Genomic DNA, 18,100 nt, shown 5'->3' with positions numbered 1-18,100 from the left:
CATTACTGTACAGATTAACAGCGATAAATAGCAGCCTAAATCAAAAGTATTAACACTATAATGAACTATTTGAAAAAAAACTCACAAAATACTAGCAGGATGCTTGCTGCCATTCACCATGATTAGCTAAAATACACGCAGAATTTTTCCACATAACAGCTCATGAACTCTCAACAAGATACGATTTACGCTCACGCTGCCGATCAGATAGCCGATTTTCAATTTGATCAGCGAGTTGCTGGTGTATTTAATGACATGATCCGTCGTTCTGTCCCAGGTTACGCACAAATAATCAATACGATTGGTGATTTTGCCGATCGCTTCGTAACGCCAAACAGTAATGTCTATGATCTTGGGAGTTCGTTAGGATCTGCTACCTTGAGCATTCGTCGTCAAATTGAAGGTCGAGAATGCCAAATTTATGCCGTTGATAATAGTCAATCGATGATAGACCGCTGCAAGGAAAATCTAGCGGCTTATGTTAGCGATACCCAAGTTAATTTATTATGCGCCGATATAAGAAATATCGAGATTCAAAATGCCTCAATGGTGGTGTTAAACTTTACGCTACAATTTTTACCTATCAACGATCGTGACGCGCTCATCAAGCGTATTTATGACGGTATGCTTCCAGGTGGCATTTTAGTGATATCAGAAAAATTGTATTTTGAAGACGATCAAATTCAAAGCTTGTTAGACAGCCTGCATTTAAATTTTAAGCGGGCTAACGGCTACAGTGAACTTGAAATCAGTCAAAAACGCAGCGCCCTTGAAAATGTGATGCGTCCAGACAGTTTAACGGTGCATCAACAACGGTTAACAGAAAACGGTTTCTCACATTTTTCAGTGTGGTTCCAATGCTTTAATTTTGCATCAATGGTAGCGATTAAATGATTAGTTTTAGTTCTTTTTACAAAGACATTGCCGACTCTAACTTGCAACATTGGTTAGAAAATTTGCCCTCTATTTTAGGCCAATGGCAACGCGACCATAAACACGGTAATTTACCTAAGTGGGAAAAAGTCCTCAATAAACTTAATTACCCACAGCCAGACACCGTTGAATTTACGAGTAGCGTAACCATTGGTTCTGGCGAACAACTGAGCCCAGGACAAACTGAAAAGCTCAGTAACTTACTGGCGGTATTTCAACCTTGGCGTAAAGGTCCGTTTACTGTCCATGGTATTGAAATTGATACAGAATGGCGCAGTGACTGGAAATGGGATAGAGTAAAAGGACATATATCGCCTTTGAAAAACCGTACCGTGCTCGATGTCGGTTGTGGCAGCGGTTACCATATGTGGCGTATGTTAGGTGAAGGCGCAGCAAGGGTGGTGGGTATTGACCCGTCCCCCCTTTTTTTGTGTCAGTTTGAAGCCATTAAACGCTTGGCCGGTAATCAACACCCTGTACACTTATTGCCATTAGGCATTGAAGAATTACCGCCACTGGATGCATTTGACACTGTATTTTCAATGGGGGTGTTATATCATCGCCGTTCACCAATTGATCACTTATTACAACTGCGTGATCAATTAAGAATGGGCGGTGAATTAGTCCTTGAAACACTCGTTATTGATGGCGATGAGAACGCAGTTCTTGTCCCCTTAGACAGATACGGCAAAATGAACAACGTGTGGTTTATCCCCTCTGTTGCGGCCTTAATGTTATGGTTAAAAAAGTGTGAGTTTACCGATATCCGTTGTGTCGATATTGATGTCACCTCACTAAATGAGCAACGTAGCACCCAGTGGATGAAAAATGAATCACTTGTCGATTATCTCGACCCCGATGATGCGAGTTTAACTGTTGAAGGTTATCCCGCCCCCAAACGGGCCATCATTATTGCTACCAAGAATCAACCGAATCACGATTTAGTTTAAATATTACTATTCAACAGGAATTGACATGTTAAAGCAGGTACTTGCTCTATCCGTTGCAGCAGCCCTTATATCGGGTTGTACAGCCACTCAAAAACCAATGACACCACCACTGACTAATGCTGAGTTGAATAGCAGTCTGGTTAATACACAAACTGTCGTTATTGACGCCATTAATGCTCAATGTGCTCAACAAAGTGTAGAAATTAGTGCGCTGTCTGCTGAAATGAGAAAATTAAAAACCCAAGTCAGCACCGCGATGGCCGAACGTCCAAAGACGATTGTGATGCCACCACCCCAACGAGTAAGACCGATTGCCATTCCAGATCAATGTTCTGAAGCCACCATTGGTGAGAAATTTATTTTAGGTGAAGTTGAAAGCGTTTATGTCGATGAAGTGAAAGCTAAGTTTGCTACCCGTATTGACACTGGGGCTGAGTCGTCTTCTTTAGATGCACGAAATATCGTATTATTTGAGCGTGACGGCGTACAATGGGCTCGTTATGACGTAATGACCAATGGTATTGACCAACCCGCGAATACCTTTGAATCAAAAGTAGAAAAGTTTGTTCGTATTAAACAAGACGTTGATTCAGATGATGATCGTCGTCCAGTGATCCACGCGCATTTAAAAATAGGTAAATATTCAGCAGAAACAGATTTAAACCTTGTTGATCGAAGCCACCTAGACTATCCATTATTACTAGGTCGCAAGTTTATGAAAGATATTGCTGTTGTTGATGTAGGCCAAATCTATATCCACGGTAAAGCAAAAGACCAAATAACCACGTTAAATAAATAGGATCAGTAATGCATTCTCGTAAACCGTTTTACATCTTTGTTGCGCTGCTATTTATCATCGGCATCAGCACAAGTATTTACCGTGGAATTGAGCACAATGTGCCTTTCTTGCCTGGTGACCAGGTTCAAAGTTGGGCTGTAGACGCTAAAGTCAGTTTTGTTGGTAACAATCAACCAGCTGAAGTCAACTTTTCATTACCGAACGATCCTGCGTTTGATGTGCTCGTTGAAAACGCGACATCACCAGGTTACGGCTTAACCATTTCTAACGATGTGGCTAATCGTCGTGCTGTATGGTCAATTCGTGAAGCTTCAGGCCCACAAGCCTTATATTACCGAGTGACTTTGGTCCCTACAGGTAAATTAAACATCGAAGCAACTGAAGAGCCTCTCGCACCCGATACCTACTTATGGCCAGCAACAGAGAAGTCAGCGGCTGAGCAGATCACCGAAGAAGTATGGGGCCGTAGTGCCACTAATCTGTCGTTTGCTCAACAATTGATGAATCTAATCAACGACGCTGATCAAAGCCAAAACATGGCATTGTTATTGTCGGCAAACACTTCAACTAATTTGTTTTTGCATATGCTGCACTCTAAAGGTGTCCCTGCGCGCATTGTCAATGGCTTACAATTAGAAGATCAACGTCGTCGCCAACAACTTTCATCTTACGTGCAAGTGTATAATGACGGTGAATGGGTGTTATTTGATGTACCAAATAACAAAAAAGGTCGCGATAACACTCTCGTGTTGTGGGAATATGCTGGCCACTCCGTACTTGATGTCATGGGCGGCACTAATTCATTAGTTAACTTCTCAATGCTGCAAGACACACGTTCTGCATTAGCAACATCTATTGATATGATGATGAATGATGATGTGTGGGATTTTTCGTTATATCAATTACCCCTTGAAGAACAAAGCACGTTTAAAGGTATTCTCTTAATCCCTATCGGAGTATTAGTTGTAGTATTTTTACGGGTAATCGTGGGGATTAAAACATCAGGTACCTTTATGCCTGTGTTAATTGCCTTAGCCTTTATTCAAACAACGTTACTGACTGGCTTAATTGGTTTCTTACTGATTGTGGCATTTGGCTTAATGATCCGTTCCTATCTGTCCACCCTCAATTTACTGCTCATATCCCGAATATCCGCGGTCATAATTGTGGTGATATTTATCATCGGTTTATTCACGCTGATTTCATTCAAGCTAGGTTTAAGTGAGGGATTAACCATTACATTCTTCCCGATGATCATCCTTGCATGGACCATCGAGCGTATGTCTATCCTGTGGGAAGAAGAAGGCCCTAAAAAGGTATTCGTTTCAGGTGGTGGCAGTTTATTTGTCGCAACCCTAGCCTACTTAGCAATGGATAACCAATTAGTACAACATTGGGTGTTTAACTTTTTAGGTATTCACTTAGTGATTTTGGCTCTGGTATTAGTGATGGGTCAATACACTGGTTATCGCCTAACAGAGTTAAAACGCTTTAAACCATTGGTTGGAGAGAAATAATGAAGTACGCCTGGCCTTGGGAATTGAGCCGTAGCGGTGTACTGAATATGAACAGGCGCAATATTAGCTATATTGGTCGTTATAATCAGCGTAAATTTTATAAACGCGTTGATGATAAGTTGATCACTAAGCAACTTGCGCTTGCTAATAACATTGCGGTTCCTGACCTGATTGGTGTTGTCCACGAACAACATAAAATTCAAGAAATTCCAGCCATGGTCAGTGACCGTACTGGTTTTGTTATCAAGCCAGCTAAAGGTTCTGGCGGTAAAGGTATCATGGTGATTACTAAGGTGAACAATGGCTGTTACTACAAGCCCAATGGTCACGAAGTTACTCACAGTGAAATTTACCGGCATGTGTCTAACATTCTCAGTGGATTATTTTCACTGGGCGGTAAGCCTGATGTGGCGATTGTTGAAGGATTAATTGAGTTCGACCCGGTATTTGAAGGCTTCAGTTATGAAGGCGTACCAGACATTCGCTTAATCGTTTTTAAGGGCTTCCCAGTCATGGGAATGCTGCGTTTGTCGACGGCGGCATCAGACGGTAAAGCTAACTTGCACCAAGGTGCTGTTGGTGTCGGATTAGATATCGCGACAGGCAAAAGCTTGCATGCGGTGCAATTCGACTTACCTGTTGATAAGCATCCAGATACCCACTTTCCACTGTCGAACATGACTGTGCCACATTGGGAAACCTTACTTCATACAGCTTCGAGTGCTTATGAAATGTGTGAGCTGGGATATCTGGGTACCGACATGGTATTGGATAAATACAAAGGACCATTACTGCTTGAATTGAACGCCCGCCCAGGGTTAACCATTCAAATAGCCAATGGTAGAGGCCTTTTACCTCGACTTAAACACGTTGAAGCCATGAAAGGCCCAGCAATGTCAGTTGAAGAACGTGTGGCTTATGCTAAAAAGCATTTCTCTAGTAATCCTAAGTTTTAGTTTATTGGCCACAGCAAATGCTGTGGCCAATCCGTTGGCACTGTTTGTAGAGCAGTGCCTTCAATATAAACCTGACTTAAGCACTCTCCAGCAAGAACCTGTTTCCTCAAGTGTGTTCAACGCCGTCGAATTCGAAAAACAAACGCTTGCGCTGAATAATATTAACGACCGTATTCAATACTACCGCCCTTTTGCCACTGACTCGTTAAGCAAACAAGGATTATTGTGGTGCCAATTACATTTAGCCGATGAGCTTTATGAGTTAACCGCAGCCAATCAAACTCAACAGCTTATTGATTCATTACACTCTCTATCAGCACCCTATAATCAATTAGCCGAACGCCTTCAAAGTGTAAAAAAAACACAATGGAGTTTGACTGAAAAATCAAAACTGCATAGCGCCCAGGCTACCGTCAATCAAGCGTTGTCCGAACGTCAATTACAGATGCAATTCAACGATGAACAATGCTTATTAGCCAGTCAGTCTGTCGTCGATGAGAATACGCAACAAGCTAGCACCAACATTGATATCCACATTGCTAAATATTTACTTAAACAACCTAACGCACAATGTCGTCAACAAGCTTGGTTTGCTTATCAATTGCGCGCTAAATCCAAATTACTTGCCGCTATGGCTTACATTCATGAATTACAGCAGCAAAGAGCAATCGAACAAGGTTATCTAAACGCGGCAGAACTTGCGTTAGCACCCTATGATCTCACGCCTGCAATGCTTAATCGATTTTTGGATACGCAAACCAAGTCAATCGGCATAGCTCCCTGGGATATAGCGCAAGCGTTATTCCTCACTCAAAAAGCGGCCCCGATTGAAGCGGTATCTAGCCAAGGTTATTTATCGCAATTATTTGATCAGTTAATACCACTGGGAATTCGCATTGAGTATATTGCTCAGCCAGACACTGTAAGTGATTCAAAAAACGATAACATCAATATCATTAGAATATGGCATCAGCAACGCTTATTAGGTGAGATATACACTTACCCGCTCTCGCAACAGCAACCTCAGCAGTCATCGAAATCAGCCTTATCCATTAGCGGCCAGCTCATAAAACAAACTGTAATCGGTCATCAATTTGGCCAATATGCTCTGAGTTTCCCTGCAATATTGACGACACAAAAACAACAACAAAAACTGATTGCAGCACTTAGCGATGCCATTGTGTCTTTGGCCCAAGGTGGACAATTTTATTTGCTCGCCCATAAAACTCAAAATAAACAACAGCACGCGATTGCAAGTTTATGGTTAAACCATTATCTGACTCAATTACAACCATTTTCACCCACTTCAGAACGAGAACAACTCGCACTTCAATATCAACAACAAATGAGAGTGTTTAGATCTAAAGTCGCGCTCCATTATTATCAATTTTCAGGTAATTTAGATAACAGTGATTGGCTAGCATTCAACACTGAATTGTCAGCAGCGTTTGCCGACAGTTTTGGCCAATCGTGGCCGAGTGCCACTGATGCAATATATAGCTACCAAGCTATTGCTAATGAAGGAATTAGCCATTATCTTCCACTATGGCAAGATGCTGTGGCACAATTGATCATTACCCAAAGTGCAACCCAACATTCAAGCCTAGATATTTTTAATCTGTTGATTGTTAACGAGGCGTATTTGCCTTTTAACGAGCAACTTATGCAACTTATCGGCTCACCAATAGACCCTCATTCACTTATTTGGAGATTTAAACATGCTAGAACTGCGCAAGAGTAAAACACTCTCGTATCTAATATTGTCAGCTAGCTTATTAAGTAGTGTGGCGTTTGCGAAAGAGTCGATTGAAACGGTCCCGCACAATTTAACTGCAGATCAAGTTTATCAAGGGATTAAGACAAACTTAGAAAGCAATCTTTATTCGCTGCCTCCTCGAGTGCAAGGACACTATGCGATACGTCAATATCGTATGACCGGTGAAGATAAGTACGCTAATGGTTCGTTAATCGATTTGTTGACCATTGCCGAACAACAAGCTTTTTACAATTGTAATTTAGATAAACCCGGTTTCAGTAAGGCTGAATCACAAAAAGAAGTGGCCAAAATCAAATCGGGTATACGAGGCGATGCGCGCAAGTTAGCCATTGCCCCCTACCCTGAATTTATGTTTTATAGCGACATATTACTGCGCTACGCCAGTCGTGTGGATGAGTTTGGCTTTAAAGGACCATGTCATGATTTAATGATAAAAACCCTTAAAAAGGCTGATTTGGCCCCAGCATTGACAGACAAAAAAATGATTAAAGCCTGGGCTGCACAATTAATTAACTATGTTTTTTGGGCTAAACAAATGGGCGTAGGTGACTATTACTCTGCCTATAAAAAAGCGTTTATCAACGCCTATCCTGATAATGAAGATGCCAGCCTAGACAAGAGCCAGTATAAAAATAAAATATACGGCATGACGCACTTTATTTTTGCCGCCAGCGGATACTATCAACGCCCAGTAGATGCCAAAGAATATCAATGGATTTTGACTTACTTTGAAAAAAATATTGATCGCATTTTAAAAGACACCACAGAAGATATTATTACTGAAGTGGGAATTGGTTTCTTAATCACCGGCAATGGCAATAACCCTGTCGTTGATAAAGTCAAAAAACATGTGATTGCGGCTTATAATCCCCAGTTTAAGATGATCCCATCACCAAAAGGTGAAGCTATTTTATCGTCTGGTGAACACAGAAACGTATTAGCCATGATGCTTCTGCATTGGCCTGAGACGTTACATAAAGGACCATATTTGAACGATATTTCAAGCACTAAACGTTATCTGCCTAAGCTTGTAACACCTAATGCAGTAACCACAACACTGGTCACACCTAAGATAACGGCAACCAAGACTAATGCTCATTAATCTGTCGAAGGCGTAACTACCTTTTACTCAATAAGAATCAAAGTGTTAATCAAGTTACAGTAATAAATCAAAGGCAAATGCACTGCATTTGCCTTTTTTATATGTCAAAATATTCATTCTTTTATACTATTCGGACACATTAATGAGTAGAGCTAAATCAACATTAGAGCAATGGCGCATCGTGCAAGCAGTCGTTGATTTTGGCGGGTATGCTCAAGCTGCTGAACAATTGAGTAAAAGCCAGTCTTCGCTTAACCATGCTGTGGCAAAGTTACAACATCAACTCGGTATTAATTTGCTTGAAGTGAAGGGGCGTAAAGCTTATCTCACCGAGCAAGGCGAAGTGTTGCTTCGCCGTTCACGTCACTTAACTCAGTCAGTTGATGAGCTAGAACAACTTGCGACAAATTTAGGGCAAGGCTGGGAGCCGAATTTAACCATTGCTCGTGAGATTATCTACCCAATAGACACGCTCGTTGAAGCACTGAATGCATTTTTACCACAAAGTCGCGGCACACGAGTCACCATTCTCGATTCAGTCATCACCGGGACTCAGGAGTTGATACAAAATAACCAAGTTGATATCGCCATTTGTGCTGCATCACCCAAAGGTCATATTTCTGAACCTTTATGCGAAGCGGTATTTGAATTAGTCTGCCATCCTGAACACCCTCTTGCGCAACTCAATGACATTGAAGACGACAAACAACTTGCCCAACACTTGCAAATCGTCATTAAAGACACAGGACTTAAATCAAGTAATGATATTGGTTGGCTAAAAGCCGAGCAGCGTTGGACAGTGTCTAACTTTCACGAAGCGAAATCGATTTTACTGCGCAACATTGGTTTTTGCTGGATGCCAAGTTTTGTGATTGCACAGGAATTGGCCACTAAGCAACTGACTCGCTTGCAATTACGTGGCAGCACTCAACGTAAAGTCATTTTAAATCTTGTCATCCCAAATAGAGATCAACAAGGCCCTGCTTCCAAGTTACTTGAAAATCTCATTTTGCAGCAGCATAAATTACCGATGAATCCACACCAGTAAAATACCAATCCGCATTAATAAGTGACCACTCAGAATACGTCCAATGATTATTGATTAATACCAATTCCATTAATTATCTGGTCATTCAGCGGGAGTTCTGTGTCTTCTAGGCAAGTAATAGAATTGTAGGCATAGTTGTTCTACGTCAAAATGCTATTAAGCAGCATGGAAGGCACAGAAACCCGCCTTACAGGAGACACTCAGACCGTTCATTTCTTTGTTGCATTGCCTTAAAGGGAATAACCATTATCTCAACAATGCGCCTCAAACTGAACAATCTGAGTGGCTCTGATTGGTCACATAATTAATAGAATTGGTATAAGGCGTCGCTCTGTAGTCATGCTTGTTGCCTTCCAAATAGCAAAAACTGCCGGGTATGCCTCAGTAAATGAATACAAGATTGATTATACGTAAAATTCAAAACCTGGTGGCTGTGCCTGGGAGGAAGTTTGATGTAAAAGTTGATTTTGATAAGGATTATAACGACTAGCGGAATTGAGTTGTTGATTAATGCCATTTGCCGACATAGATTGTATATCAGCACCCCTCGAGGTAACACTTGATGAGGTTTGCGAAGCTGTGAGTGTTGCGTTAACAATTGGCTTAGAGGCGATTGATTGGGAGTTTAGCGGCTCAGCAGAGCTGGTATAGGGAGTCGCTGATGCGGCAATGGTATTGTCACTATTCGATTGTTTTTGCATAAAAGGAGCAAGAGGGTCACGGTTATCTGGTTGTTTAAAGATTTGGCCTAATTCAGTCATATGCTCACTGTCTTGAGTACTCATTACCGACTGTTGACGCTCCACAACTAAAGCTTGTTTAGCCTCGTTCATATACTGTACTGCTTGTGCTGCAACACGAATATCGGCCATAGAGGGTTGAACTGGCGCCATTGCCGCAGCGTAAACTTTTTGCATTTTACTTAAGGTTGCTTGTGGATCACCACTGATAGGAGCGACATCAATACTGACTTCACCATCTACAGCATAACGTCTGCCATCTGGACCTTTTTCATATTCGTAACTCGGGCTTTGCGCAAAGCTTCCCCCTACCGCTGCATGAGCTTGTTCGTGAGTTTTCACTTCGATATCTCGTTTACTCAACTCAGAAATCTGTTGCGCTTCAGCTTGATCTATCTGCTGTTGTTTCTGCGCTATTTGTTTATTAATTTGCTCTTTAGCTGCTGCGCTCTCTTGTTGAGATTGCTCATTTGCGGCTTGCTCTACTTCGGCATCATTTGAAGTTACGTTAGCATCCGTGGTTGAGGTTACATTACTGGTCATCGCCTGCCCATTTGCAGGCGTTTCTGATTGAGGCTCAGTTGTGGATATAAAACGGTTTACTGTACTTGGTTGATCATTAACATCAGTAAATACCACAGGTTGAAATGGTGTTGCCTGCTGAGATTCCGTGGTTTTATAATTGGTTGGTGACTGAACCGTATTAGCCTGTACAGTGCTTGTTTGAAAATGGGTCGATTGAGCACTGACTTGAGCAGATGCATTCGATGAACCACTATTGGATACAGACGTTTTTTGTAACACCGCTGCAATATTCATTGGGCCACTTTTTAAGCTATAGCTTGCGTTCACTGGCTGGATAGATGATGCGGATGATACTGGCGCTGTATTTGAAAGCGGTGTATCTGAAATTGATGTGTTAGATAATACAGGACTTGAACGTAGTGATTTTACCGAATTAACGACGGGAGTGCTTGTTGAAATATTAGCTGATGCATTACGAGATGTTGTATATGAGCTGGTATGTGAACTATTACTACGACCATAAACGGAAGTGTGGCCACTTCCGCTTTTATGCGTCGCGGGTGTCGCGACGCTCATTGATGCGGGACTGATTACCGCGTTCATTGTTACACTTCGATATCAATCAAACTACCAATCGTTTCAGATGCAGCTTCAATGACTTTGGCAGAAGCTTGCCCTTGATTTACCGATTCAGTAGCCGAAATTAATGCAGAAGTCTGATCATTAGCTGTTACCGCTTGCGAACTTAAGGTAACAGTATCTTGAGTTGATGTTGGGACTGCGGGTTTTTGTTGATCAGGTATCGCCACAGACGTGGTTGCTTGCGCTAAACCTTGTTGTGCACTTTGCAATCCCTGCATACCTGATGCATACGCTGATTGAACTTGCATAATACGCTCCTGGCTATTAACCGTAATCTAAAGATGTATTGTTACTGTATCAATTTTAGCCTAAAGCTAAAATAAAAAGTGACAATTAAGTCGTAAAATAACTAATAATTATTATGGCGTAAACACCCATAAATGTACAGTTTTTAAGCATAACAAACAGAGTGAGTTATTGATTTATCCAGGCCATCTCCCAATCTTTCCATAAGGGATTGAAACCAAGCTGTTTAAGCCGATAAACAACTTGTTCAACTGAGCGATCATCACTGATTTCAAATTGATCGAGCTGGGTGCTAGGGTTCAAATACCCTCCTGGTTGCGTCGAGCTTCCTGCACTTAAGTGAGTGATCCCCAAGGCCCATAAATTATCGCGTAAACTGGCTAGTTCTCTAGTCGATAAGCTAATTTCGACTTGGGGATTAAATAATCTAAAGGCACAGATAAGCTGAACTAAACCGGCATCACTGAGCTCGACTTTGGGTGTAATACCTCCGGTGCAAGGCCGAAGTCTTGGCAATGAAATACTGTATCGAGTGCGCCAATAGGTTTGTTCGAGATACTGTAAGTGATGTCCCATAAAGAGTGCATCAAGACGCCAATCATCAAGGCCTAGTAGCACCCCTAACCCTATTTTATCAATACCCGCCTTAGCAATTCGGTCGGCTGTGGCTAATCGATAGTTAAAATCTTGTTTCTTACCCCGAGTATGATGTTGAGCATAGGTGTGCGGCCGGTACGTTTCCTGGTACACCATGACTGAATCGAGACCAAGCTTAGCCAAACGCTGATAATGAACCGTTTCAAGTGGCTGCACTTCCATAGCCACGTGACTAAACTTGGCTTTAACCTGCGGTAAAATGGCTGCAAAATAATCGATACCGACTTTGGTTTCATGCTCGCCAGACACCAACAATACTGAATCGAAGCCACGTTGCTTAATAATAGCCATCTCTTGATTTAATTCATCTTGGCTCAATGTTTTACGCTTAACTTTGTTACTCATGCTAAAGCCGCAATAATCACATTCATTTGCACATAAGTTCGATACATACAAAGGTAAAAACAAACCAAGGTTAGCACCAAAGCGTTGTCGCGTTAATGCCGCGGCTTGTTGTGCCATGGGTTCTAAATAGGCCATTGCCGCTGGTGATAATAGCGCCATTAAACTCGATAAATTACCCGTGGGCTGTAATAGTGCTCGCTCAACATCTTGCGCTGTCGTTGAATAAAGTTTCAGTGACATTGCATCGGCATTGAGTGTTACAAATTCATCAACAAATGATGTCATACATTGAGCCCCAAAAAGCCTGTTAGAGGACTGGTCGCTAAAGCTTGACGATTGACATGCCCAAGTCCCGCTTCGTATGCTTGTCGACCCGCGATAACAGCTTGAGCAAAACATTGAGCCATTTTTTCAGGTTGGGCACTGCTGGCAATCGCGGTGTTAACTAATACAGCATCGGCGCCCATTTCCATTGCGCGGCATGCTTGAGAAGGTGAGCCAATACCAGCATCAATAATCACCGGCACTTGTGCCTGCTCAATAATAATGTTTAAAAAGGTTTCTGTTGCCAGCCCTTGATTACTTCCAATTGGGCTACCCAATGGCATAACCGCTGCGCAGCCAACATCTTCAAGACGTCGACACAACACAGGGTCTGCATGCACATAAGGCAGCACCACAAAACCGTCATCGCATAACTGCTTTGCTGCTAGTAATGTTTCAATAGGATCGGGCATCAAATATTTAGGATCGGGATGGATTTCCAATTTTATCCATTTAGTGCCGAGCATCTCATAGGCTAAATGCGCCGCAAAAATGGCTTCTTTGGCATTGCGAGCCCCTGCCGTGTTGGGCAGTAATTTCACCCCTAATGATTGCAATGGCGCTAACAGGTTGTCGTGGTTAGCATGTAAATCAATGCGTTTCATCGCTAATGTCACCAACTGTGATTGAGACTGCGCGATTGCGGCTAACATAATGTCTTGATGACTAAACTTACCTGTTCCAGTAAATAACCGAGAGGTAAATTGATGACCGGAAATCGTTAACATAGTTACCCTCCTGCCACAGCAGAAAACACACAAATAGAGTCATCATGCTGACACATAACATGGTTCCAGCGGCTGCGCGGTAGCACTTCATCATTAACCACGACAGCGATGGCGTTAATCGGCAGCTGCTTTAATATCAACAGTTCTGAGATTGTCACGTGCCCCTCCAACGTTTCTGCAACGCCGTTGATCATCACATTGATAGATTGAGATGGTTGATTAGCATTCATTTGCGTACTCCTGCAATTGCGGCTGTTGGCATAATGTACATTGCAGATCACGGTTCATTTTGGCTTGATGCCACTGTAGCGTTAACGCATCAAAGCGCTGTAAAATGCCGTACTGAGTGAAGGTATTGCAGATATGCTGCAAACCGACTAACGCTTGCATACTGGCCATAACCCCGACCGCTGGCCCAAGTACACCTTGCTGCGAACAGGTTTGCTTAATGTCGATATCTTCAGGGTATAAACAGCGATAACAACCATATTGCTTCTCATGCGTTAATTTAGCGCCAAAATCGATACAGAATAATTGTCCTTGATACGCACTGATCGCCGCGCTAATAAGGGTTAAACCTTGAGTAACACAAAGCTGATTAATCACATGACGAGCAACTAAATTATCGGTGCAATCAAACACCAATGTGTCGGTATCTAAGTACTTGGTAAACTCAATAACGTTAGTTTCGGTTAACTTATCGGTAATCGCATTGACATAGACATCTGAGTACAAACGACTCAATGTGCGTTTGGCGACACTGACTTTATGCTGACCAATATCGGCCTCACTGTATAATAATTGTCTTGGTAAATTATCGAGCGCCACCACATCATGGTCGACTAGCATAAAGTGCTTAACGCCTGCAGCTGCAAGATATTGCACCACCAGCTGACCGAGTCCACCCAAACCAATAATGGCCACCTGACTATTTATAATCGCCAACAGCCCTGTTTCACCAATGTCGTTAAGCAACATGGTGCGCGAATACTGTCGATATTGCTTGTCCGTTAACGCTTTCATATCGCCTCCTTAAGCGCACTCATAACCTTAGGCACTTGATGGCCTCGAGTGAGTTGCAGCCAACGTTGATGCATTAAACGATATGCCTCACTGGGATGACTCGCTTGAGTTATCGCTCTGACAACAGCAACATCCCCCACTTTACTGCTCGCCAGTCGCTCAAGACGCTCAACATCAACGCCGCCAATGGCTACAGTGGGATAATGTTTGCCCAACAAATTCACATAATGCGTTAATTTAGTCACCCCTTGAGGCGCTGATGGCATTTGCTTGGTTGTGGTAGGATAAATATGACCTAATGCGATATAAGACGGTTTACATTGGTGGGCTAACAACGCCTCAAAATAGCTATGACTCGATATACCTAAGGCTAAACCTGCCTCAGCTATTGCCTCCAGATTTGCACTGGCTAAATCTTCCTGGCCAAGATGCACCCCAAATGCACGGTGTTTTATGGCTAATTGCCAGTGATCATTGATAAACAGTTGCGCGTTAAAATCGCGACCTAGAGTAATTGCATCAATAATATTTTGCTCTAATGCCTGTAACGTTAACTCGGTAATAGGTTGAGATAATTTAACTCTAAACTGCACGGTACGGCACCCAGCCTCGAGAACCGAGTGCAACTGTGATAACGAGTCCAGCACGGGGTAAACACCTAATGGCGTCACCACAGGCCGAAAGGCTTTATTGCTACGATAAGCACTATTATCCTCAACGTTTGTAATGGTCGGCATCACACTTAATTCGTTAGGCCAGCCTGAACGTGCCAATACGCCAGGCCCTGCGCCAATAGCATAACTGTCACTTAAACCTTTATTGACATAAGCTTTTGCCAACACAATCGCGTCATGAATCAAAAATTGATGCGCAACAAAACACGCTACTGCCGATGACAGCGTACAACCGCTGCCATGATTATTGTTAGTATTCACTCTGGGGCTGGTGAGTTTAAACACTTGATTATCATGAATGTGGCTCGCCCCCGCCACACTACGTGTCACATAAACATCTGTGGCTAGCTGCTGTTGCCAAGCAGCATCGCCACCTTTAGCTAGTACATGACAACGATAATGATTAGCAAGCCATTTAGCCGCCATTATCATGCTCAGTTCATCGTTATCTGTGTTGCTATCGGTATTGGTATCGGAAGTTTGTTGATTTGTTAATGTGTGACTAGAATCTCTATGCCTAGGCTTTTTATTACTGAGATCTGCATTACTTGGATTGGTATTTTCCAATAATAATGTCGAGCTTAAACGAAACAATTCATGCTGATTTGGTGTGAGCAAGCTGATTAAGCCAGCAAATGGCGTAAAATTGATAGCTTGCTGACAAAATTGCGCGCCACTGCTGGCTACCATCACAGGGTCGAGAACTACAAAAGGTAATGTGCAAAGCCGGCTTAATCGCGATAACCATTTTGCAACGATATCGATTTGTTGTTGATTGGCCAATAAGCCAATTTTAATCGCAACCGGCGTTAAATCAGCCCATAAAGTATCTAACTGCGTAATTAACATCTGCTCAGAAACGGCTTCAACGAGAGTCACATTCACACTATTTTGCGCAGTAATGCTGCTAATCACGCTGCAACCATGGCATTGAAGATCGTGCATTGTCAGTAGGTCAGCTTGTATACCCGCGCCGCCGCCACTGTCAGAACCCGCAATGGTCCAAACAATGGGTTTTGGCATAAGGTTATCGATTTTAGCGTGCGTACTTGTCGCCATTACTCCACCCCTTCTTTAGCCTTTGCAGCAGCGACTTCATGATAAATAGCCGAACCCGATGCTTTAAATTCAGCCGATTTTTGCTTCATTGCCAAGGTGTTATAATCAGTCGCCGTGGTTAATTCAATGTGTTGCACTTTGGCATGAGTGTTAGCATCTTCAAGAGATTTAGCGTAATCACGCACTTCCTGGGTGATTTTCATTGAACAAAATTTAGGCCCGCACATAGAGCAAAAGTGAGCCACTTTTGCTGATTCTTGCGGTAGGGATTCATCGTGATACGCACGTGCGGTGTCAGGATCTAAGCCTAGGTTATATTGATCTTCCCAACGAAACTCAAAGCGCGCCTTAGATAACGCATTGTCACGCACTTGTGCCCCGGGATGCCCTTTGGCAACATCCGCGGCATGAGCTGCAATTTTGTAAGCAATTAGCCCTTGTTTTACATCGTCTTTATTGGGTAAACCTAAATGCTCTTTTGGAGTGACATAACACAACATCGCCACGCCATACCACGCCATCATTGCCGCACCAATACCAGATGTGAAGTGATCGTAACCGGGAGCAATATCCGTTGTTTGTGGGCCTAATGTGTAAAATGGTGCCTCGTCGCACAGACTAAGCTGTTTTTCCATATTGACTTTAATCAGTTGCATCGGCACATGGCCGGGACCCTCGATTATGGTCTGCACATCATATTGCCAGGCTATTTTGACTAACTCACCTAGGGTGGCTAACTCAGCAAATTGCGCTTCATCATTGGCATCAGCAATAGAGCCTGGGCGCATACCATCACCAAGCGATAACGACACATCGTATTGGGCACAAATTTGGCAAATATCTTCAAAGTGTTCATACAAAAAACTTTCTTTGTGATGGCTTAAGCACCACTTTGCCATAATGGAACCACCACGAGAGACAATGCCCGTTAGACGCTTGGCCGTCATCGGCACATAGCGTAATAACACGCCGGCATGGATGGTAAAGTAATCAACTCCCTGCTCAGCTTGCTCTATGAGTGTGTCGCGAAATATTTCCCAATTAAGATCCTCAGCAACCCCATTAACCTTCTCAAGCGCTTGATAAATAGGCACGGTACCAATAGGCACAGGAGAATTACGAATGATCCACTCGCGGGTTTCATGAATATAACGCCCCGTGGATAAGTCCATTACAGTGTCGGCGCCCCAACGCGTTGACCACACTAACTTCTCTACTTCTTCTTCAATCGATGACGTTACGGCTGAATTCCCAATATTGGCATTCACTTTAACCAAAAAATTACGCCCTATGATCATAGGTTCAGCTTCTGGATGATTAATATTAAGCGGAATAATTGCTCTGCCTCTTGCCACTTCATCACGCACGAACTCAGGGGTAATCAGTTGGCCAATGTGCGCCCCAAACGCTTCACCGGGAGCGTGTTGTGTGAGTACGCTATCATGCACATCGGCGCGCGCCATATTTTCACGAATGGCAATGTATTCCATTTCTGGGGTAATAATCCCTTGCCTAGCGTAGTGCATTTGCGTGACGCGTTTGCCGACTGTGGCCCGTCGTGGCGCATTAAGTCCGTCAAATCGTAAATGGTCTAAACCATCATCAGCTAAACGTTGCTGAGTAAAGCCAGAACTTGCATGGGTTAATTGCTCAGTATCTTGACGCTCTGTTATCCAGGCTAGACGTAATGGAGCTAAACCACGACGGACATCAATATCAGCATGGGGATCGGAATAAGGCCCTGCGCAGTCATAAACCATAATGGCAGGGTTTGTCTCAGTGATAGGATGCTTATCTGTGCCACCCGTTCGAGTGCTGGCTTGATGGATTTGCCTCATGGCCACCAGCAGATCGGGACGGCTGCCTTGCAGATAGACTTTTTCAGAATTTGGGTGTTGTAATGGTTTTAGGGTATCGATAAATTGTTGAGCTTTCGCTCGTGTCTGACGACGGTTTGAATGTGACATTAGCAACCTCATTTTAAGAGTAGAGTTGCTTGTCAGGAGAGGTGTTGAGCAAAGCTATGGCCACAAAAAGATTGTGACGCATATAAAT

Annotated in this window: 16 protein-coding genes; 8 read left to right on the top strand and 8 right to left on the bottom strand. The window is 43.0% G+C overall.

The features are described from left to right. Positions 1-162: 162 nt before the first annotated feature. From cmoA to ACROAE_RS06705, 8 genes are all read left to right on the top strand, one after another. Complete coding sequence (cmoA, locus tag ACROAE_RS06740) at positions 163-894, top strand: carboxy-S-adenosyl-L-methionine synthase CmoA (RefSeq protein ID WP_432400223.1); 732 nt, start codon at positions 163-165, stop codon at positions 892-894. Continuing rightward, a complete protein-coding gene (gene cmoB, locus ACROAE_RS06735) occupies positions 891-1,883 on the top strand; it encodes a tRNA 5-methoxyuridine(34)/uridine 5-oxyacetic acid(34) synthase CmoB (protein ID WP_432400222.1) in 993 nt (330 codons plus the stop codon). The genes cmoA and cmoB overlap by 4 nt, the downstream gene beginning before the upstream one ends. Before the next feature lie 25 nt (positions 1,884-1,908). Then, entirely contained in the window at positions 1,909-2,682 is a 774-nt protein-coding gene (locus ACROAE_RS06730) for an ATP-dependent zinc protease family protein (protein ID WP_432400221.1), read from the top strand. Between the two features lie 8 nt (positions 2,683-2,690). Then, positions 2,691-4,199 (top strand): UUP1 family membrane protein, encoded by a 1,509-nt coding sequence (locus ACROAE_RS06725; RefSeq protein WP_432400220.1) that lies wholly within the window; start codon positions 2,691-2,693, stop codon positions 4,197-4,199. Beyond that, positions 4,199-5,155, top strand: a complete 957-nt coding sequence (locus ACROAE_RS06720; protein ID WP_432400219.1) for an alpha-L-glutamate ligase-like protein — start codon at positions 4,199-4,201, stop codon at positions 5,153-5,155. The genes ACROAE_RS06725 and ACROAE_RS06720 overlap by 1 nt, the downstream gene beginning before the upstream one ends. Continuing rightward, positions 5,118-6,896: a hypothetical protein gene (locus tag ACROAE_RS06715; protein WP_432400218.1), complete on the top strand. Its 1,779-nt coding sequence runs from the start codon at positions 5,118-5,120 to the stop codon at positions 6,894-6,896. Before ACROAE_RS06720 ends, ACROAE_RS06715 begins: the two co-directional genes overlap by 38 nt. After that, positions 6,874-8,034 (top strand): DUF3541 domain-containing protein, encoded by a 1,161-nt coding sequence (locus tag ACROAE_RS06710; protein WP_432400217.1) that lies wholly within the window; start codon positions 6,874-6,876, stop codon positions 8,032-8,034. Before ACROAE_RS06715 ends, ACROAE_RS06710 begins: the two co-directional genes overlap by 23 nt. 142 nt (positions 8,035-8,176) lie before the next feature. Continuing rightward, on the top strand, positions 8,177-9,082 hold the full coding sequence (locus ACROAE_RS06705; RefSeq protein WP_432400216.1) for a LysR family transcriptional regulator: 906 nt from the start codon (positions 8,177-8,179) through the stop codon (positions 9,080-9,082). A gap of 404 nt (positions 9,083-9,486) precedes the next feature. Here ACROAE_RS06705 and ACROAE_RS06700 read toward each other — a convergent pair whose 3' ends face one another. The 8 genes from ACROAE_RS06700 to thiC form a co-directional block, all read right to left on the bottom strand. Further along, positions 9,487-10,950: a putative metalloprotease CJM1_0395 family protein gene (locus ACROAE_RS06700; RefSeq protein ID WP_432400215.1), complete on the bottom strand. Its 1,464-nt coding sequence runs from the start codon at positions 10,948-10,950 to the stop codon at positions 9,487-9,489. A gap of 2 nt (positions 10,951-10,952) precedes the next feature. Next, complete coding sequence (locus tag ACROAE_RS06695; RefSeq protein ID WP_432400214.1) at positions 10,953-11,237, bottom strand: chemotaxis protein; 285 nt, start codon at positions 11,235-11,237, stop codon at positions 10,953-10,955. A 166-nt stretch (positions 11,238-11,403) separates the two neighbouring features. Then, entirely contained in the window at positions 11,404-12,522 is a 1,119-nt protein-coding gene (thiH, locus tag ACROAE_RS06690) for a 2-iminoacetate synthase ThiH (RefSeq protein ID WP_432400213.1), read from the bottom strand. Further along, entirely contained in the window at positions 12,519-13,289 is a 771-nt protein-coding gene (locus ACROAE_RS06685; protein ID WP_432400212.1) for a thiazole synthase, read from the bottom strand. The genes thiH and ACROAE_RS06685 overlap by 4 nt, the downstream gene beginning before the upstream one ends. Before the next feature lie 2 nt (positions 13,290-13,291). Then, the gene (gene thiS, locus ACROAE_RS06680; RefSeq protein ID WP_432400354.1) at positions 13,292-13,483 is read right to left on the bottom strand and encodes a sulfur carrier protein ThiS; all 192 of its coding nucleotides are present in this window, start codon (positions 13,481-13,483) and stop codon (positions 13,292-13,294) included. Between the two features lie 25 nt (positions 13,484-13,508). Further along, positions 13,509-14,312 carry a HesA/MoeB/ThiF family protein gene (locus ACROAE_RS06675; RefSeq protein ID WP_432400211.1) on the bottom strand — a complete coding sequence of 268 codons (804 nt, stop codon included), beginning with the start codon at positions 14,310-14,312 and terminating at the stop codon, positions 13,509-13,511. After that, on the bottom strand, positions 14,309-16,045 hold the full coding sequence (gene thiE / locus ACROAE_RS06670) for a thiamine phosphate synthase (RefSeq protein ID WP_432400210.1): 1,737 nt from the start codon (positions 16,043-16,045) through the stop codon (positions 14,309-14,311). Before thiE ends, ACROAE_RS06675 begins: the two co-directional genes overlap by 4 nt. Then, positions 16,045-18,012: a phosphomethylpyrimidine synthase ThiC gene (gene thiC / locus ACROAE_RS06665; RefSeq protein ID WP_432400209.1), complete on the bottom strand. Its 1,968-nt coding sequence runs from the start codon at positions 18,010-18,012 to the stop codon at positions 16,045-16,047. The genes thiE and thiC overlap by 1 nt, the downstream gene beginning before the upstream one ends. Positions 18,013-18,100 lie beyond the last annotated feature (88 nt).

It is taken from the genome of Shewanella sp. MF05960 (assembly GCF_050849305.1).
GTDB lineage: Bacteria > Pseudomonadota > Gammaproteobacteria > Enterobacterales > Shewanellaceae > Shewanella.
This window is presented reverse-complemented; position numbering and strand designations above follow the sequence as displayed.